This is a genomic window from Paenarthrobacter sp. NPDC089714 (assembly GCF_044748905.1).
Lineage (GTDB): Bacteria > Actinomycetota > Actinomycetes > Actinomycetales > Micrococcaceae > Arthrobacter.
The window spans coordinates 73503-93387 of the sequence record NZ_JBIVGX010000010.1 but is presented as its reverse complement, the minus strand read 5'-3'; the positions used below and the strand labels follow the sequence as shown (position 1 = coordinate 93387).

General features: G+C 63.4%; 14 protein-coding genes, 1 tRNA gene and 1 riboswitch. Of the genes, 6 read left to right on the top strand and 9 right to left on the bottom strand.

Annotated elements, in window-relative coordinates:
* Positions 1-35 precede the first annotated feature (35 nt).
* Complete coding sequence (locus tag ACIPY3_RS16715; protein WP_400335921.1) at positions 36-1625, top strand: APC family permease; 1590 nt, start codon at positions 36-38, stop codon at positions 1623-1625.
* A 121-nt stretch (positions 1626-1746) separates the two neighbouring features.
* Here ACIPY3_RS16715 and ACIPY3_RS16710 read toward each other — a convergent pair whose 3' ends face one another.
* The 7 genes from ACIPY3_RS16710 to ACIPY3_RS16680 form a co-directional block, all read right to left on the bottom strand.
* Entirely contained in the window at positions 1747-2586 is an 840-nt protein-coding gene (locus tag ACIPY3_RS16710) for an aldo/keto reductase (protein WP_400335919.1), read from the bottom strand.
* 157 nt (positions 2587-2743) lie between these two features.
* Entirely contained in the window at positions 2744-3184 is a 441-nt protein-coding gene (locus ACIPY3_RS16705) for a hypothetical protein (protein WP_400270673.1), read from the bottom strand.
* An 8-nt stretch (positions 3185-3192) separates the two neighbouring features.
* Positions 3193-3834 (bottom strand): bacterial proteasome activator family protein, encoded by a 642-nt coding sequence (locus tag ACIPY3_RS16700; protein WP_400335916.1) that lies wholly within the window; start codon positions 3832-3834, stop codon positions 3193-3195.
* Positions 3835-3919: 85 nt separating this feature from the next.
* Positions 3920-4111: a YbdD/YjiX family protein gene (locus ACIPY3_RS16695; protein WP_400335914.1), complete on the bottom strand. Its 192-nt coding sequence runs from the start codon at positions 4109-4111 to the stop codon at positions 3920-3922.
* Complete coding sequence (locus ACIPY3_RS16690; RefSeq protein WP_400335911.1) at positions 4111-6378, bottom strand: carbon starvation CstA family protein; 2268 nt, start codon at positions 6376-6378, stop codon at positions 4111-4113. The genes ACIPY3_RS16695 and ACIPY3_RS16690 overlap by 1 nt, the downstream gene beginning before the upstream one ends.
* A gap of 183 nt (positions 6379-6561) precedes the next feature.
* Positions 6562-7101: a PadR family transcriptional regulator gene (locus tag ACIPY3_RS16685; RefSeq protein ID WP_400335909.1), complete on the bottom strand. Its 540-nt coding sequence runs from the start codon at positions 7099-7101 to the stop codon at positions 6562-6564.
* A gap of 30 nt (positions 7102-7131) precedes the next feature.
* On the bottom strand, positions 7132-8115 hold the full coding sequence (locus tag ACIPY3_RS16680; RefSeq protein WP_400335907.1) for an NAD(P)H-quinone oxidoreductase: 984 nt from the start codon (positions 8113-8115) through the stop codon (positions 7132-7134).
* 103 nt (positions 8116-8218) lie between these two features.
* On the opposite strand from ACIPY3_RS16680, the gene ACIPY3_RS16675 reads away from it, so the two are divergent.
* From ACIPY3_RS16675 to ACIPY3_RS16655, 5 genes are all read left to right on the top strand, one after another.
* Positions 8219-8309, top strand: a tRNA-Ser gene (locus ACIPY3_RS16675).
* 138 nt (positions 8310-8447) lie between these two features.
* Complete coding sequence (locus ACIPY3_RS16670) at positions 8448-9233, top strand: VOC family protein (protein ID WP_400335905.1); 786 nt, start codon at positions 8448-8450, stop codon at positions 9231-9233.
* A gap of 175 nt (positions 9234-9408) precedes the next feature.
* Positions 9409-9594, top strand: a complete 186-nt coding sequence (locus ACIPY3_RS16665) for a hypothetical protein (RefSeq protein WP_400335902.1) — start codon at positions 9409-9411, stop codon at positions 9592-9594.
* 181 nt (positions 9595-9775) lie between these two features.
* The gene (locus ACIPY3_RS16660; protein ID WP_400335900.1) at positions 9776-14296 is read left to right on the top strand and encodes an ExeM/NucH family extracellular endonuclease; all 4521 of its coding nucleotides are present in this window, start codon (positions 9776-9778) and stop codon (positions 14294-14296) included.
* Positions 14297-14450: 154 nt separating this feature from the next.
* Entirely contained in the window at positions 14451-16025 is a 1575-nt protein-coding gene (locus ACIPY3_RS16655) for a hypothetical protein (RefSeq protein ID WP_400335897.1), read from the top strand.
* Positions 16026-16067: 42 nt separating this feature from the next.
* On the opposite strand, the gene cycA is transcribed toward ACIPY3_RS16655, so the two are convergent.
* Both cycA and ACIPY3_RS16645 read right to left on the bottom strand, forming a co-directional pair.
* Positions 16068-17528 (bottom strand): D-serine/D-alanine/glycine transporter, encoded by a 1461-nt coding sequence (cycA, locus tag ACIPY3_RS16650; protein ID WP_400335895.1) that lies wholly within the window; start codon positions 17526-17528, stop codon positions 16068-16070.
* A gap of 159 nt (positions 17529-17687) precedes the next feature.
* A riboswitch (glycine riboswitch) is annotated at positions 17688-17787 on the bottom strand.
* 122 nt (positions 17788-17909) lie between these two features.
* Positions 17910-19856, bottom strand: coding sequence for an FAD/NAD(P)-binding protein (locus ACIPY3_RS16645; RefSeq protein WP_400335893.1), 1947 nt, complete (start codon positions 19854-19856; stop codon positions 17910-17912).
* Positions 19857-19885: the final 29 nt, after the last annotated feature.

Genomic DNA, 19885 nt, shown 5'->3' with positions numbered 1-19885 from the left:
CCGATCCCATCTTGCTTTCCTGATTAGGAGTCCACATGGAACCCATCAAGAGTAATGATTCAAGCGGCATGGACGAATTTGGCTACACGCAGACCCTGGACCGCAGCATCGGCAAATTCGCCAGTTTCGCTGCCGGCGTCAGCTACATCTCCATCCTTACCGGTGTTTTCCAGCTGTTCTATTTCGGCTTTTCCATGGCCGGACCGGCTTACGCCTGGTCCTGGCCCATCGTCTTCGTCGGCCAACTCATGGTTGCCCTCTGCTTCGCCGAGCTCGCCGGCCGCTACCCGGTGGCCGGGTCGGTCTACAACTGGGCCAAACGGCTTTCTTCCGGGACCCCGTCCTGGCTGGCAGGTTGGCTGCTGATGTTGTCCTCCATCATGGCCTTGGGGTCTGTTGCACTGGCGCTGCAGATCACCCTGCCCCAACTTTGGTCCGGCTTCCAGTTCGTGGGCGACGGCAGCGGACCCTTTGATTTCGCCATGAACGGTGTGGTTCTGGCGACGATCATGATCACCATCTCCACGCTGATCAACGCGTTCGGCGTAAAGCTCATGACGCGCATCAACAGCATCGGCGTTTTCGTGGAGCTGATTGCCGCGGTGCTGCTGATCCTGGCGCTCGGCTGGCATGTGGTCCGCGGTCCGGAGGTCTTCTTCGACACGGCAGGCTTCGGTGAAGGCCATGACCTGGGCTTTTTCGGCGTCTTCCTGATCGGCGCCATGGCATCCGGCTACGTCATGTACGGATTCGACACCGCCAGTTCCTTGGGCGAGGAGACCAAGGACCCCAAGAAGACGGCACCGAAAGCGATCATCCGGGCGGTCACGGCGTCCTTCCTGCTGGGCGGATTGATCCTGTTGTTTGGCATCCTGGCAGCACCGGACCTCACGGACCCCAAGGTGGGCGCAGCCGACGGCGGGCTCCAGCACATTGTTCTCAGTGTCCTCGGCGGGCCTTTCGGCAAGGCGTTCCTTGTGTGCATCGTCGTCGCCGTGGTGGTCTGCACGCTGGCCGTCCATGCTGCTGCGATCCGCATGATGTTCGCCATGGCCCGGGACAACAACCTCCCGTTCAGCCGCCAGCTCAGCAAGGTGGACCCGGTACGCCGGACCCCCACCGTGGCAGCCATCGTCATCGGCGTACTGGCCGTCATTCCGCTGCTCATCAACGTGATGCAGCCGGCCATCTTCACCATCCTGTCCAGCATCAGCATTGTCCTGATCTACCTGTCCTACCTTTTGGTCACCGTTCCCCTGTTGCGCAAGAGGTTCCTGAAGAAGTGGCCGATAGCGGACGCTCCCGGTTCCGAGTCCGGCTTCTCCCTGGGAAAGTGGGGCCTGCCGGTGAACATCCTCGCCGTGCTGTGGGGCGGTGCCATGACCATCAACCTGATCTGGCCGCGGCAGGAGATCTACAACTCCGTCCCGCCTTTCGAGTGGTACTTGCAGTGGGGTGGAGTGATCTTCGTGGCTGCTGTCACCGTTGGTGGGGCCCTTCTCTACCGGCTGAAGATCCGGCACCAGACGGGCATCCTGGCTGAACACGCCGCGAACCTGGCGGCCCATCCATCCACGGGATCGGAACCGGTCCCCCAAAACCCGCCACCCGCCGTCGTACCTTAGGAGCCAGGCACCTTAACGCACAGCGCCCCGCACCCAAGTAGGTCGCATTAGTGCGCGTTTTGAGCGATCATAACGCGCACTAATGCTACCCAGTTGGGTACGGGGCACTCGTGTGCCGGGACTAGGCGAAGTCGGACACCGCCGGGTCCGGGCCGATGCGGCCTTCGGTGCCGCGGTCCAGGCCGTTGATGGCCTCGACGTCGGCATCGTCCAGCTTCACGGACAAGGCCGCGAAGTTCTCCTGGATGCGGGATTCGGTGACGGACTTGGGGATGACGACGTTGCCGATGGCCAGGTGCCAGGCGATGACCACCTGGGCGGGCGTGGCCTGGTGCTTGGCCGCGATCTCAGCGACAGTGGGGTTCTCCAGCAGTTCGCCGCCCTGGCCCAGCGGGGACCAGGCCTGGGTGAGGATGCCCTTGGAAGCGTTGAAGGCACGCAGCTCGGACTGGTTGAAGAAGGGGTGCAGTTCAATCTGGTTGATCGCCGGGACAACGCCGGTCTCGTCGATGATGCGCTGCAGGCCCTCGGTGGTGAAGTTGGAGACACCAATGGACTTCACGCGGCCGCGCTTCTTCAGCTCGATCAGGGCCTTCCAGGTGTCCACGTATTTGTCCTGCTTGGGCTGCTGCCAGTGGATCAGGTACAGATCCAGGGTTTCGATGCCGAGGCGGTCCAAGGACTTCTCGAAAGCCTCCAGCGTGGCCTCGTAGCCCTGGTCGGCGTTCCACAGCTTGGTGGTGATGAAGATTTCCTCGGCGGAGAGGCCGGAGGAAGCAATCGCACGGCCAACGCCGGATTCGTTGCCGTAGATCTTGGCGGTATCGATGTGGCGGAAGCCGGCATCGAATGCCTGGCGGACCACCTTTTCGGCTACATCGTCTTCAACCTGCCACACCCCGTAGCCGAGCTGGGGAATGGTGTTGCCGTCGTTGAACGTAAGCGTTGGTGAGGAAGTCATGTCTGCAATCCTGCCAGCATGAAGTTGCTCAAAGCACCAAATATTACGCAGATCAGCTATCCGCTTAACTTTTTGCGTCAGTGGAATAAACGCGCACGCCGGTAGTTGCATGCGCTGCACACTTGAACCGAGCGGTCTTCAGTCCGTTGGCCTTCAGTCAGTACGAAAGGAGGCGCTCGGCATCCGCAACCTGTTCAAAAACAGACTCGGCCCGGCGCCGTACGGACAGCGCGCCCACTGGGACAGGACCAACAGCCAGCCGCAGCATGGCCGCAGCCTCCGCCGTCGTGGCCAGCGAATTGCCGGCCTTGGACAGCGCACGGTGGACGCCGGCAAGGGAACCTGGCACGTCAAGGCCATCGCTGGGCGCTCGTTTTTGCGCCTCAACGCAGATCACCCGAACGCGTGGGAGCAAGTCCGCAAGCTCGTTGGCGATCTGCACCAGCTCGTTGTACAACTCCTCGTCGTCAACGCCTTCCAATACCTGGTGATAGCGATCCAAGCCACGGTGGAAACGGTCATGGGCACGGCGCCACAGCCCCTTACCGAGCTCAAGATCGTCTTTCCGTCCCTGCCGGACGGCCCCAAAGAAACCCACGGCCAGGCTCAGAGGTACTGGCCCGGGCCGTGATCGGGATCGTCGGTCTGGCCGGGAGACGCAACGCCGGGTCCACCTGGGGCCTTGGCCCGCTGCGGCTGCCCGTTCTCGCCGATCACAATGCCTGGCGCGATCACCGTTCCCGGCGGAAGTTGGCGCAACTGGTGCTGGGCAGTTGCATGGTCACGGGCAGCCTGCTGGGCCGCGATGGCAGCCTGGATGCCGTGGAACAGGCCCTCCAACCAACCAACCAGCTGTGCTTGGGCTATGCGAAGTTCTGCATCCGAGGGCGCTTTGTCCTCCGGGAACGGCAGGCTGATACGCTCCAGCTCTTCGATAAGTTCGGGAGCCAGACCGTCTTCCAATTCCTTGATGGAACGTTCATGGATTTCTGCCAGGCGGCCACGTGCCGCGTCGTCCAGGGGTGCGCTCTTCACTTCTTCGAGGAGCTGCCGGATCATGGTTCCGATCCGCATCACCTTGGCCGGCTCGTCCACGAGCTCCTGGAGGTTGGTGCCCTTGGGCTTGTCCTTTGCCTCCTCTGGCCCCTGGTCAGCGCCGTTCAAGGCCGTGCCTTCCACCGGGGTACCCTCCACGGCTTGGTCGTCCGAAGCCTCATCCTTGGGCTGAATGTCGTTCAGATCGCTCATGCGTTTCATACTCTCACGTGGTTCGCGCCAGCCCGCGGCCAAGACCGGATTTTGGACTTCGTTCGTAGCGAAACTTCCGGCAGCCTCAGCAGCAGCGCCCTTGCGGGTTGATGTCCTGACGGTCCATGCGGTCCCGCCAGAACTCGCGCTCGGTCATGGCAGGACCTTCGTGGCCGGAGGACGTGAAGTGCTCCAGATACTTCTGGTACGCGTCGGCTCCCATCAGCCCCCGCATGTATCCGGCGAATCCACGAAAGCCCTTCGTGAGGGCTCCCACTAGTGGTGCCCCGCGCTCACGGGTCGCTGGTCCACGGGCAGGGCGTCCCACTCAGCAAGGAGTTCCTTCTCTGCTGCCGTCGGAATCAAACCGGCCGGAGCGAACACCTTGGACGGTACGGCCGGATCCTCGTGGTCCTGCCCGCCACCGGCACGGAACGCCCGGACCGTGGCAATGACGGCGGTGATGATCACGATGATGCTCAGGACGACGAAGATCACCGAAAGCACTCCCTGGATCATGGTGTTGCGGACCACCGCTTCCATGGCCTCAACCGTTTTGGCCGTCCCGAACGAGGTCTTTCCTTCCGCCAAGGCCTTGGTGAAAGCGGCATTGTTGGCAAAGTAGCCCACCGCCGGAACGGGCGAGAAGATCTTGAAGAAGCTTGCCGTGATGGTCACGACGGCGGCAAACGCCAGCGGGACTGCGACGATCCAGAGCCACTTGAACACTCCCCGCTTCGCAGCAATGGCCATGCACACGGCCAAGGCGATGGCAGCGAGCAACTGGTTGGCGATGCCGAACAGCGGGAAGAGAGTATTGATGCCACCCAAGGGGTCCGTGACGCCCATCAGCAGCACGGCACCCCACGCAGCAACCATGATCGCCGTACACAGCCAGGCGCCCGGCCGCCACGAGGCTTCCTTGAACCTGGGAACGAAGTTGCCGATCGAATCCTGCAGCATGAAACGCGCAACCCGGGTGCCGGCGTCCACCGCAGTCAGGATGAACAATGCCTCGAACATGATGGCGAAGTGGTACCAGAACGCCATCATTCCAGGCCCGCCGATGAACTGCTGCATGATGTGCGCCAGGCCAACAGCGAGCGTGGGCGCACCGCCCGAACGGGAAATGATGCTCTCCTCCCCCACGTCCTTGGCGGTCTGTGCCAGGACGTCCGGAGTGACGTTCACGTTCGCCAGGCCAAGGCTGTTGACCCACTGGGCCGCGGATTCAACCGTGCCGCCGGTCAGCGCGAGGGGTGCGTTCATGGCGAAGTAGATGCCACGGTCGATCGAGATGGCCGCCACCAGCGCCATGATGGCCACGAAGGATTCCATGAGCATGCCGCCGTACCCGATGAAACGGGTCTGCCGTTCCTTCTCGATCAGCTTCGGAGTGGTGCCGGAGGAGATCAATGCGTGGAACCCGGACAGGGCACCGCACGCGATGGTCACGAACAGGAAGGGGAACAACGCTCCAGAGAAAACCGGGCCGTTCTCACGGCTGGCGAACTCGCTGAAGGCCGGAACATTGATTTCCGGCCGCACCACGATGATGGCAAGGGCGAGCATCACTATCACGCCGATCTTCATGAACGTCGAGAGGTAGTCACGCGGTGCGAGCAGCAGCCACACAGGCAGGATCGCAGCGATGAAGCCGTAGATGATGAGGCCCCAGGCGATGGTCACCTTGTCCAGGTGGAAGAAGGCCGCACCCCATTCCGTTCCAGCCACGGCACCGCCGCCGATGATCGCGGCCATCAGCAACACAAAGCCGATGATCGAGACCTCCATGACCTTCCCCGGCCTCAGGTACCGCAGGTAGACGCCCATGAAGAGTGCGATCGGAATGGTCATGCCCACCGAGAAGACACCCCACGGGCTTTCGCCCAAGGCGTTGACCACCACCAGCGCAAGGATGGCCACGATGATGATCATGATCAGCAACGTGGCGACCAGGGCGGCGGTGCCGCCAATGACGCCAAGTTCCTCGCGGGCCATCTGGCCGAGGGACCGGCCGCCTCGCCTCATCGAGAAGAACATCACCAGATAGTCCTGCACCGCACCGGCAAGTACGACGCCGATGATGATCCAGATAGTGCCCGGGAGGTAGCCCATCTGTGCAGCAATGACCGGACCCACCAGCGGACCGGCGCCGGCAATGGCAGCGAAGTGATGGCCGAACAGGACGTTCCGATCGGTGCGGACATAATCCTTGCCATCAGCCTTGTACTCGGCCGGGGTAGCCCGCCGGTCATCCGGCTTGAGGAGGTACCGCTCAATGACCTTGGAATAGAAGCGGTAACCGATCAGATAGGTACACACGGCAGCGAAGACAAACCAGATGGCGTTGACCGTCTCGCCGCGGACCAGCGCAAGCATGACCCAAGCCACGCCGCCGAGCAGGGCAATGGCCACCCACAAGGCGATTTTGGCCGGGGTCCACTTCCGTTCGTCCTTTTCCCGTCGGGACTCATCCACGGCCGGCGGCGGCAATGTGGGGTCCAGCTCCCTTTCGAGTTCTTGTTCCGGGATGGCGTTCATGTCTCCTCCTTGAGAACCTTCTTGCTGCCGTGGCTCCGTTAGGGCACAGCCGGGCGTCACGGGCACGCTAGCAATGAAGGTTCCCCCCGAACGACGGAACCTACCGGGTGATCAGGCGTGGTGCGACGAGCGGCGGTTGCGCTGCGGTGAACGGCAACTACACTCCGCGCACTTTCCGAGAGTTCACTCCCCCGAGCGCTCCTGAACTTGCAGCATCCGCGCTTCGCACAGGTCCAGCCAGCGCACCTCTGCCTCCGCTTGGAAGATCAGGGAATCAAGTACCAGCAACCACGCAGTATCGGCGGAGCGCTGGTTTGCCGATGCCGCTTTCCTCGCTTGGGTGTGTTCCTGGAGGGCGCGCACGGACACTTCGCGCTGCGACTGGATCACGGCCGAGGCGTCCACACCCGGCAGGGTCACGGCGAGCGCCAGCTTGATGGCAATCTCGTTGCGGGGCGGGGTGCCGCGGTCCACCGCCCCGTCAAACCAGGCCCCGACTTCGGCGACCCCGGCGTCGGTGATGCTGTAGACGACGTGGCCGCCGCCGTCGTCGCCGTCGTTGCTGACCAGTCCGTCCCGCTCAAGGCGGTCCAGGGTGGTGTAAACCTGGCCGATGTTCAGCGGCCAGGCCGCGCCGGTCCGGTCCTCGAACTCCACGCGCAGCTCATAGCCATACCGGGGCTGGTCCTGGAGCAGGGCCAGGAGGCTGTGCCGGATGGACAATGGAGCTCCTTGCTATAAGGGGGGTGCCGGTCAGAGCAGCAACAGGACCTTACCCACATGCTCGCCGGAATCGAAGTACTCGTGGGCTTCCGCCACGCGGTCCAGCGGGAAAGACTTGGCCACCAGCGGCTTGATCCGGCCATCGGAGAGCATGGGCCAAACCACCTCACGCACGGCGGACATAATGACGCCCTTCTCGGCCACGGGCCGCGGTCGAAGGGCCGTGCCGATCACGGCGGCCCGTTTGCTGACCAGTTGTCCCAGATTGATCTCGGCTTTGGTGCCGCCTTGCAGCCCGATAATGATCAGGCGGCCGTAGTCGGCGAGTGCATCTACGTTCTGCTGCAGGTACTTGGCGCCCACGACGTCGAGGATCACGTCCGCGCCTTTGCCACCATTTTGCGCCTTGAGGCTTTCGACGAAGTCCTCGTCGGAGTAATTGATGGCGATGTCCGCACCAAGGAACGCCTTTGCGGTGCCCACTTTTTCGTCGGTGCCCGCGGTGGTGGCCACGTTGGCGCCGTACGCTTTGGCCATCTGGATGGCCATGGTTCCAATGCCGCCCGTGGCACCGTGGATGAGCACGGTTTCGCCGGGTTGGAGCTGCGCCGTCATGATGAGGTTCGAGTAGACGGTGGCCGCCACTTCGGGCAAAGCGGCCGCGGTGACCAGGTCAACGCCGTCGGGAAGCCGCAGTACCTGTTCGGCAGGAACGGCCACTTGCTGGGCGTAGCCGCCGCCCGCCAGCAGGGCCACAACCTTGTCCCCCAACGAGAACGCTTTGGTAACTCCAGGGCCGAAGCCGGCGATCCGTCCGGAAACCTCAAGCCCGGGAACCTCGGAGGCGCCAGGGGGCGGCGGGTAGAAACCGCGGCGCTGCTGCACATCGGCGCGGTTCAGCCCCGCGGCCACGACGTCGATCAACACCTCACCCTCGCCCGGCACCGGAGACGGGACTTCCCTGACGTCGAGGACTTCGGGCCCGCCTGGCTGGGAAATGTAGACGGCTTTCATGACGGACTCCCGGATTCTTGCTGGCACTTCCAGACCCGGGGCCGGGACGGGAAGCACGTGATGTTTTGGTACAGCCAACTCCCTATGAAACACTACTAGGCAGGGAAGGTTGTCCGAGCGGCCTAAGGAGCTGGTCTTGAAAACCAGTGTGCGGTAACCCCGTACCAAGGGTTCAAATCCCTTACCTTCCGCCAGGCGAATGCCCCGGATCTTTGGATCCGGGGCATTTTTCGTTGAAAAGTGTCAGAGCCCCTGCATAGTGTTCTTCGTGTCTCCACCACTACACCATCAGCCGCGGATCCTGCCGCGGCCTGACAACAGGAGCTGTACACATGCCTACGCCCGATATCACTGCCGGTTCGCCGTGTTGGATCGACCTGATGACGTCCGATACAGAGAAGGCGAAGTCCTTCTACAACGCACTCTTCGGCTGGACCTATGAGACCGGAGACGAAGAGAAGTATGGCGGCTACATCACCGCCTCCAAGGATGGGAAGCTCGTAGCCGGCATCATGCCGAAGCGGGAAGACATGGGCTCCATGCCGGACCTCTGGTCCACCTACTTGCGGACGGACGACATCAAAACCACCACAGAAGCCGCTGCCGCGAACGGCGGCCAGGTCTTCATGGAGCCGATGGATGTTCCCGAGCAGGGCAGCATGGCCATGTATGGAGACTCCTCCGGAGCCTCGATCGGAGCATGGCAGTTCGGGGAGATGAAGGGCTACCAACTCGCCGCCGAACCTGGAACGCCCGCATGGCATGAACTCCTGTCCAAGGACTATGAATCCGCAGTGTCGTTCTACCAAAACGTGTTCGGCTGGGAAACGGAGGTCATGAGCGACACTCCGGAGTTCCGCTACACCACGCTGGGCTCCGGAGACAACGCCAAGGCCGGGATCATGGACGCTGCAGATTTCCTTCCCGAGCAGGTGCCGTCCATGTGGAGCGTGTACTTCGCCGTAGAGGACACGGACGCCACGGTTGAGAAGGCCCTGGGACTTGGCGCCACCGTGGTCCAGGAGGCCGAGGACACTCCGTTCGGACGCCTGGCTACGTTGTCGGATCCAACAGGCGCCACGTTCAAGGTCATCCAGGATTTGGGCCAGACCGCTTAGACTCTTGATTTTCGGGTCGTGCCGGCCATCTCCTACCCAAGGATGGCCGGCAGGATCTGCCCACTCCCGGGCTTGGGGGATCGTTCGGCGTGGGCATGGCTTCTGGTCCCCCAATCGTTTGACCGCACCCTTCGAAAAACCAGGCTGTGGTCCTTCTGGGAATGAGGACCGGAAATTGCTTCACCGTTCACAAACTGCCAAGGCTGCCGCCGTGCTCGGCGTTGCGTCCATCGCGTTGGCCGGTTGTTCCTTAATCAGCAGCGGCGATGCCAAGCGGGACGAATCCGGCCGCCCCACCGAGACGTCCGTCGGCGAATCCGGTGCTGCCGTCACTGGCACGCTGAAAGGCGCTGCCAAGTAGTTCCTGCCGTTGACCGGGGCCACCCTCCGGCCACCGGCAAGCCACTCCCTATTCATCCGTTCGTGTTCAGCTTTGTCCGAGGCAGCTTTACCCGGGAGTAACTTCCGGCAAACGCCCCTGCACAAGACAGTGGGCGTCGTCCAAAGAGCCCTACAGGGCTCCCTGATGAAAGTTAGAGCGGATGAACCATAAGAATTGGAAACTCTTGGCGGGCACGGTCCTGTCGGCGGGGCTCTTAGCGGCCCCGCTGACGGCCGTTCCGGCCTTCGCAGCCGATGATCCCACTCCGGGCACATCACCTGTGGTCATCAATGAGGCCTACTTGAGTGGAGGCAGCAGCGGCGCAGCATTCAAGAACAAGTTCGTTGAGCTGTACAACTCCTCCGACTCACCTGTCAGCCTGGCCGGTTGGTCCTTGCAGTACCGTTCGGCAACGGGAACCGCTGCACCCACCGGCATCACTGCACTGACGGGAAGCATTCCTGCCAAGGGCTACTTCCTGATCCAGGGAGCCACCAACAGCGGCACCTCCACTGCCCCGGCCCTACCGCCGGCTGATGTCCAGGCCACGGGAACGCTGAACCCGGGCGGCACCGCGGGGACACTGATCCTTGCCAAGCAGAGCACTGCGGTGTCGCCGCTGGCTTCGGGCTCCGTGACGGGCAACGCGGCCATCGCGGACCTTCTGGGCTACGGCACGTCCAACACGTTCGAAACCGCAGCCGCAACGGCGCCCACCGGAAACACGGACGTCCGGAGCCTGAACCGCACCAACGGCGTTGACACGGACTCCAACGCCGCCGACTTCAGCCTCAGCGCGTCCATCACGCCCACGGCGTCCGGCGGCGGCACCCCGCCAACGGAGCCGGGTAGCGGCACCAAGACCATCGCCGAGATCCAAGGCACCGGCGCGGCCAGCCCGCTGGTCGGCAGCACCGTGACCACGCGCGGCAAGGTGACCGCGGTCTACGCCACCGGCGGCTTCAATGGCTACTACGTCCAGACCCCCGGAACCGGCGGCGACAACGGCGGGGCGGCCAGGACGGCGTCGGACGCTTTGTTCGTCTACTCCCCCACAACGGCTGGTTCGGTACAGCCCGGCGACTACCTGGAACTGACCGGCGTCGTGAGCGAATTTGCGAACCAAACCCAGATCACGGTGGAGGCCCCCGGGCTGAAGAAGCTCACCGAAGCGGCACCGGAAGTGAAGGCATCGCCGTTCGCGCTCCCCGCCAATGAGGCAGCCAGGGAGACGTTCGAGGGCATGCTCGTCGCTCCGCAAGGCACGTTCACCGTGACGGACAACTACTCCCTGAACCAGTACGGCGAAATTGGCCTCGCTGCCGGGACCTCGCCTTTGGTACAGCCGACGGCGGTAGCCGCCTACGGTTCGCCGGAGTACGCGGCGGTGGTGGCTGACAACGCGATGCGCGGCATCAAGCTCGACGACGGCGCGTCCACCAACTTCCTCAAGGACGCCACCACCAAGGCCCAGCAGCTCCCGTATCTGACCACCACCGATCCTGTCCGGGTGGGTTCTCCTGCCACGTTCAAGACCGACGTGATCCTGGGCTATGGCAACAACTCCTGGAAATTCCAGCCACTCAACGCCCTGACCCCCGAGAACGCCGACTCGGTCCAGCCGGCGACGTTCACTGCTTCACGCCCCGAGGGCCCGGCAGATGTTGGCGGCACCCTCAAGCTGGCGTCCTTCAACGTGCTGAACTACTTCCCCACCACCGGTGACCAGCTCAGTGGCTGCGTGTTCTACACGGACCGCGCCGGCAACCCGATCACGGTGAAGGAAGGCTGCAACGCCCGCGGTGCGGCCAACGCAGAGAACCTCCAACGCCAGCAGGACAAGATCGTTGCCGCCATCACCAAGTCCGGCGCAGACGTCGTTTCCCTGGAGGAAATCGAGAACTCGGCGCAGTTCGGCAAGAACCGCGACGACGCCCTGTCCAAGCTGGTTGATGCCCTCAACGCCAAGACGCCCGGGGTGTGGGACTACGTCCGCACTCCTGCGAACGCTCCCCCGCTGGGCGACGAGGACATGATCCGCACGGCGTTCATCTACAAGAAGGCCACCGCCGAACCTGTGGGCGAATCCGTCATCCACAACGACACCGTGGCTTTCGCCAGTGCGCGCAAGCCCCTGGCGCAGGTCTTCAAGCCAGTAGGTGCGGCCGATGACAAGAAGTTCATCGCGATCGTGAACCACTTCAAGTCGAAAGGCTCCGCGGCCACCCCGGACGACACCGACAAGGGCCAGGGCGCGTCCAACATCGCCCGCACCAAGCAGGCAGAATCGCTGCTGGCCTTCTCGAAGGACCTGCAGGCCAGCAAGGGCACGGACAAGGTCTTCCTGATCGGAGATTTCAATGCCTACGCCAAGGAAGATCCCATCAACGTCCTCACGGGCGCGGGCTACACCGACCTCGAAGCCGGAACCAACAAGCACTCCTATCTCTTCGGCGGAATGGTCGGCTCCCTGGACCACATCCTCGCTTCCCCTGCGGCCCAGAAGACCGTGACGGGAACCGACATCTGGAACATCAACTCCGTGGAGTCCGTGGCGTTGGAGTACAGCCGGTATAACAACAATGTGACCAACTACTATGCCGCGGACGAGTTCCGTGCCAGCGACCACGATCCCGTGGTGGTGGGCCTGAACCTGGCACCGGACGCACCGGCAAGCGTTGACCTGCAGTTCCTGGGCATCAACGATTTCCACGGCCGCATCGACTCCAACACGGTGCTCTTCGCAGGGACCGTGGAGAAGCTGCGGGCAGCAGCCGCTCCGGGCGCAACGGCCTTCATCTCGGCCGGCGACAACATCGGAGCGTCGCTCTTCGCTTCTTCCGTGGCTAAGGACCAGCCCACCATCGATGTGCTCAACGCCCTTGAACTGCAGGCTTCCGCAGTTGGCAACCACGAGTTCGACGGCGGGTGGCAGGACTTGCGCGACCGCGTCATTGCCGGTGGCAACAACGCAAAGTTCGCCTACCTTGGCGCCAACGTCTACCAAAAGGGCACCACCACCCCGGTATTGCCGGAGTACAAGGTCCTGGAGATGAACGGCTTGCGGGTTGCCGTGATCGGCACCGTGACGCAGGAAGTTCCGTCGTTGGTGACCCCGGCGGGGATAGCGGACCTGGAATTCGGTGATCCGGTAGAGGCCATCAACCGGGTCGCGGCCAAGATCAAGGCTGACAACGCGGCGGACCTGATCATCGTGGAAAACCACGACGGCGCTGCCTCCGGAACACCCGAAGGCGCCACCTTGGAGCAGGAAGTCGCAGCCGGCGGCCCGTTCGCCAAGCTCGTGAAGGAGACCTCCCCGGACGTGGCTGCGATCTTCACCGGGCACACCCACAAGGAATATGCCTGGGATGCGCCCATCCTGGACTCGAACGGACAGCCCACAGGCAAGACCCGTCCGATCGTGCAGACCGGAAACTACGGCGAGAACGTGGGCAGCGTGACCTTGACCGTTGACACCGCTTCCAAGTCGGTCACGGCGTACAAGGCATCGATCGTGGACCGCACCACGGACACGGCAGAAAGCCTCGTCGCCGCCTACCCGCGCGTGGCCGCCGTCAAGACGATCGTGGACAAAGCCCTGGCCAACGCCGCAGAGATCGGCAACCAGCCGGTGGGCGCGGTAACCGCTGATATCACCACGGCTTTCACCCCGGACCCGGCCGGCGGTGCACCGAAGCGCGACGACCGCGCGTCCGAATCCACGCTGGGCAACCTCGTGGCGGACTCGCTGGTGGATACGCTCAAGGCTCCTGAACTGGGCGCGGCGGAAATCGGCGTCGTCAATCCCGGTGGGCTCCGCAACGAGCTGTACTACGCCCCGGACGGAACCATTACCTACGCCGAAGCGAACGCAGTACTGCCGTTCGTGAACAACCTCTGGACCACGACGCTCACCGGCGCCCAGTTCAAGACGCTCCTGGAACAGCAGTGGCAGACCAACCCGGATGGCACGGTGCCCAGCCGCCCCTACCAGCAACTGGGCCTGTCCAAGAACGTCAACTACACCTACGACGCCGCACGCCCCGCGGGTGACCGCATCACCGGCATCTGGGTGGGTGGCGCCGTGATTGACCCGGCCAAGCACTACCGGATCGGGACGTTCAGCTTCCTTGCCACGGGCGGTGACAACTTCCGGGTGTTCAAGGAAGGCAGCGACACCAAGGACACGGGCCTGGTTGACCGCGACGCGTGGATCAAGTATCTGCAGGCGCACAACCCGGTTTCGCCGGACTTCGCCCGGCGCTCAGTGGCAGTGGCGAACACCACCGCCGCTGAGGTCAAGGCAGGCGACGCCATCACCCTGGCGGTGTCCAAACTGGACCTGACGTCCATCGGCAGCCCGGCCAACAAGACGCTCAAGGCAGCGTTCATTGATGCCAAGGGGGCCACAGTGGCACTGGGCGACGTCCCCGTTGCCTCCGGTGCAGCAAGCGTCAGCCTCAAGGTTCCCGCGGCAGCAGCCGCGGGAACCGGCACCGTGGTGCTGACCGCCGTCGAAAGTGGCACCACAGTCAAGGCGTTGGTCACGGTGGCAGCGAGCGGTCCGAACCCGCCGCAGTGCACCGCCCCCACCAAACCGTCCAAGTGGTACGACATCGTGGGCTGGCTCCGTTACGCGTTCGCGTGGCTGGAGTACCAGAAGTGCCTGAGGGGCTAAAAGCGGGTAGTACATCACGAATGCCGGTGTCGCAGCACTCAATAATGTGACGTCGTCAGTCCACGACGCACCCACTCTGGCTAATGGTCCGGCCGGTCAGCTCTCGCTGGCCGGCCGTTCGCCGGAGAGGTCCGCTGCGAAGGATTGGGGATTCATGGTGAAGCGTATCTTGCCCGGCGTGCTGGCGGGCGTTCTTGCTGGGGCAGCATTGGCCGCCGTAGGGCCGGCAAGCTCCTCGGCAGCCTTGGGCGCATTGGTCGCCCCACCACCAGCGGCCGCACCAACGGCATGTGTGCCGAGCGGCTCAGGCACGGACTACCAAGTGGGACCGAATTCCGGTCAACTGCCCTCCTTGGACAAGGTGCCATGGGAAGCCCTGAAGGCCGGGGACACCGTGCGCATTTTCGATCGCGCTGACCCATATCGCGGCAAGATCCTGATCCCTGGGACCGGAACCCAGGCGAAACCCATCCGGGTGTGCGGGGTCAAAGGCCCCACAGGTCATCGCCCAGTCATTGATGGAAGTGGCGCCATTGCCCGTCGGGGACTCAGCTACGTCGCCGCTTCACTGGACAACATCCAGGAAACCCGTGCAGTGATCATGATCGACCGGCTGGGTACCCAGGACTGGTGGCAAGCGGCGCCGTCATATGTCCAGGTGGACGGATTGGAGGTACGCGGGGCAAAACCTGGGAACACGTTCACCAATTCGTTGGGCAAAGTCCAGGGATACACCGGATTCGGAGCCTGCATCTGGATCGAGCGGGGGCAAAACATCACCATCGCTGATAACGAGATCCACGACTGCACGAACGGTGTGTCCAGCCGCTCAACCTCGGACAACGCCAAGACCGTCACAAGCAACATCCGGATCAGCAGGAACTACATCTACGGCAATGGAGTGGTGGGCTCTGAGGGCATCCACAACACCTACACGGAGAGCTCCGGGGTGATCTACGAATACAACCGGTTCGGCCCCCTCCGTGTCGGCGCCCTCGGAAACGCCATCAAGGACCGTTCGTCCGGGACAGTCGTCCGCTACAACTCGATCGAAGGTGGCGCCCATTCGATCGATTTGGTCGAGGCGGAAGACTTCTTCCCGGTCGTCAAGGACAACCCGGCCTACAGAACGACGTATGTCTACGGAAACCAGATCCGCAAGAATGGCCCCGTCGGCGGCTCCGTCATCCACTATGGCGGAGACCATTATGGCGCGGCTGGTGCCAGCAATTGGGGCGAATCCCTCTTCCGAAAGGGAATCTTGTACTTCTGGCACAACACCGTCGTGGTTTCCAACAATGAGTCGCCCTTGTTCAACATCTCCACCACAAAGGAACGTGCCGAAGTCTGGAACAACGTCTTCGCCTTCTCCGGCGTGACCTACCCAACGCTGCGGCAGGTCAGCGATGTTGACCCCTCCTACACAGCGGGTGGCGTGATCAACCTCGGAGTCAATTGGGCCGACAAAGCCCTGACCGACAATCCGTGGCGGACCTTGCCAGGGACCGTGAACGGGTGGGCCGGCTTGGTCAGGGGAACGGGTGTTCCTGTTGACTCGGGTTTTGTTCCCCTGGCTGGATCCACGGTCCTGAACCGCGCGCTGACGCCGGTTTCCGTGGCATCCGTCTCCTCTGCCTACCCCGTGGACAGGCAACTCGGGGCAGCGTACCTTCCCATAAGCCGAACCGTCATTGGCACAGCCCCCGACCTTGGCGCCCGTGAACGCTAGCACGGCCCGAGTCTCGAGATGACGCAAGAGCCGGGCGACTGGCTAGTTGCGGACGGGTTCCGGTATCCGCTCAGCGTCCTTCTGCAGCTCGGCGCGGAAGTGCTCGTAGCGGGCAAGGTGGGTGGGTCGCTTACGGAGGATGGCCCACGCAACGCCCAAGGCCAGGAACCAGACCGGGGTCACGAGCAACGCCATGAGGGTGTCAGGTTGGGTGGTCAAAGCCCAGAAGATGAACGCGAAGAACGCGAACACCACCCACACCATCACCACGCCGCCTGGCATCTTGAACTTCGAAGAATCATGAAGCTGCGGCCGGCGCTTCCGGAATGCCAGGTAGCTGGCCAGGATGATCGACCAGACAAACACGAAGCAGACGGCGGAAACGGTGGTGACCATGTCGAACGCCTTGCCGACGTCCTGGCCGGCGTACATGAGCACGACGCCGGACAGCAACAGGACGCAGGAAAGGAACAGGGCGTTGCGGGGTACTTTGCGTCCGGACAGGGCGCTGAAGACGGCGGGTGCGTCGCCTTCCTGTGCCAGGCCGTAGACCATGCGGGAAGTGGAGTAGATGCCGGAGTTGGCCGAAGACATCGCCGAGCTGAGAACCACCAGATTGACGATCGTAGCTGCGGCGCCCAGGCCGGCCAGGGAGAACATGGCGATGAAGGGGCTGTGTCCGGCGGCGAACTGGGTCCACGGCGTGACGGACATCAGGATGATGAGGGCACCAACGTAGAAGAGCAGCACGCGGATGGGGATGGAGTTGATGGCCTTGGGCAGGTTCTTCTCCGGATCCTTGGCCTCGGCAGCCGTGGTTCCCACCAGTTCGATGCCGACGAACGCGAAGACCGCGATCTGGAAGCCGGCCACGAAGCCCATGAATTCGTTGGGGAAGAAGCCGCCGTGTGACCAGAGGTTGGTGAAGCTGGCCGGGCCGGCGTCGGACTGGAAGCCGCTGAAGATCATGAAAAGGCCAACAATGATGAGCGCTGCGATGGCCACGATCTTGATGAGGGCGAACCAGAATTCCGTCTCGCCGAAAGCCCTCACCGTGGCAAGGTTGAGCAGCAGGAGGATGCCGATGGTGATGAGTCCGGGAATCCAGAGTGGCAGGCCCGGCCAGAGTTCCTTGGAGTAGCCGGCAATGGCGATCACGTCCGCGATGCCCGTGATGACCCAGCAGAACCAGTAGGTCCAGCCGGTGAAGAAGCCTGCCCAGGGACCCAGGAGGTCGGCGGCAAAGTCGCTGAAGGACTTGTAGTTCAGGTTGCTCAGCAGCAGTTCGCCCATGGCCCGCATGACGAAGAACAGCATGAAGCCGATGATCATGTAGACGAAAATGACCGACGGTCCGGCCGCTGAAATGGTCTTGCCGGAGCCCATGAAGAGGCCCGTTCCAATGGCACCGCCAATCGCGATGAGCTGGATGTGGCGGTTGCTGAGCTGGCGTTCGAGGTGGGGTTCTTGGCTGGTATCTGTTGGCGGGCGCTGAATCGTCATGAGGAACTCCATTGTTCAGGCGGTACCTTTTGGGTACCACGATGATTCGGGTTCCTCCCCGCTCTGTCATTGACCTGAGAGTTTCCGCGTTCTGCGCGCACGCAGAACCGCTTGCACCTTCGGTGAGCCCGGGAATCCCGGACTGCTTTCCAGAGTTGCCTCGCCGCGGCGGTACAGGGTGCCTGAGAGATTCCTGGGGAGGGTTTGCTCCTACGGCGCCTGACGGGATGTACCGGCAGGACTCTCCCGCCACGGATCAAAAGCGCGCACCACCTTGCCGGTGATGCAGCTCACACAGTAGCGAAGGCGTGGTGGTTCTTGCAAGCGGCCCAGCTCAGGCCATGGTTTTTGCCCTGCCAAAGCCCGCGTCCGCGGCGCGCGTCAGAGCTTCAGGATGCTGCGGGCGATCTCGTCGGCATCGCGCAGGGTCCGTTGCCCGCTCCTGTATGCCCTGCCCTTGGTGGGCCGTGCCTCGGCCGCGATCGCGGTTCCCCACTGCGTGGCGGACAGCTGAAGGCTCAGCACGTACAGCCCCCGGGTCACTGAACCGTTCGCCGCCACCGGGCGGTAAGGATGCGGTTCAACGTCCAGGCCTGTGGTCTGCACCGGAGTTCCCTCGACGCTCATCATGATCTTGGTACGGACCAAACCGTCCTCCAGCAGTTGCTCCAGGAGCGGCGAGATGTTTATGCCCACACGGTTCGCGGGCGACATCGCCTCGATCAGCGTCCGTGCCTGCGCCGGTACGTCGCGGACCCACGGCGAGAATGCTCGGAACACTTTGGCGTTCCGATCCACGCTGAACTTGGGGTCGGGTCCCACGAAACTCACGACGCCGGCACGCGCCAAGGCGGCTAATTGTTCCGACCGCAGCGCCGGAGGACCGCTGGCCAACCCCTCCACGAACGATTCGAACCAGCCCCGCAACTCGGCCACCCACGATTCGTCCGTGATGCCGCCGTCGGCCACTACTGTCTTGAGGATCGCCCGGCCGGTGTGCAGGGCACCGATGGCCATCTTCACGGGGTCGGATTCGCCGAGGGCGGAGCGCCGCGCGTCGTCGTCGAGGTAGTCCGTAATGGCTTTGTCCAGCTCCTTGCGTGAGGCAAAGGTCCGGCCGGCCAAGGGTGCTGCAAGCCCCTTCAGGTTGAGCCGGCGGGAGGCCACCACGTGCTTTTCCACGAGCGCACCCACGGCGCTTTCCCAGTTGCCCGTTGCGTGGGCGTGGGGCTGCAAGGCATCCTCCAGGTCCGCGAGGAACTGCGCCGGGTCCCGGATCGCCGCTGGTTGCGATCCCGCCAGCGTGGCGTAGTAGGCCCAGAGGGCGTCGCGGTGCAGGAGCGGCCAGAGGTCGTGATCGAAGCCCGGCTGGATGCCAGCGGCTTTGAAGCGGTCCATGGCGGCCTCGGTGAGGTACCGGAGCGTGATGCTCGTGGCGTAGTAGCCGGACAGCCCGGCCTTGGCGCGGTACGGGGTGCCCCTTCGTGAGGCAGCGATGATCTTCGGCTCGCGGCCGGACGGCCGGTACTCGAGCGTACCGGTCCCCGGAGCCACGGAGTCGACGAATTTGCCCCCGCGGCCTTCCGTCAGCTGCCCCATGACGTCGAAGAAATTCAGTCCCATGCCGCGGACCAGGACCGGCTCGTTGTCCGGTACGCGTGTCCAGTCCACATCAGCTGGAGGAGCAGGCGGGAAGTAGAGCAGGCCCTGTTCCCGCGCGGCGGTTTCGAACGAGCGCTGCTCGGGATTCAGCCGGGATTCGATGTGCCCCAGCGCGAGGACCACCGAACCGACCGTGAGGCTACCGCCGTCGGCCAGTTCGACGTCGAACATGTCACCAACCGGCCGCGCCGCGATGGCGGTGGTTTCATGGAAGGTGACCTCGACGCCGTCGGGCAGCCGCTGCAGCAGCTCCGCGAGGGTCTGGCGCAAATAGCGTCCGTAGATGGCGCGGCTGGGGAAGTTGTCCGACTCGAGGGTGGCCAGTTCCGCCTTCTCGGCCTGGTTCAGCCCCTGGCCATCACGACGCCGGGTGACTCGCCATTCGTCGAAGGACGTCCCCGCCAAGGGCGGCGCAAGTTCGGGATCCTCGGGAATGAGCGTCGGATAGAACGACTGGGTGTTCATCAGGTACAGCCGCGACTGGTCCGGCTGCCACACGTGGCCCGAACCGGCCGGGTAAGGATCAATGACGTGGATGTGGAGCGTTGCGGTCACATTCGCCTCGTCCGTGGTGGCGGCCCAGTTGGCGAGCAGCCGCTCAAGCACACTGGTACCCCGGGGGCCCGCCCCCACCAGGGCAACACGGATGATTTGCGATTTAGCCACGCTCAAGCCTAACGTCCGTGTGACTTGCT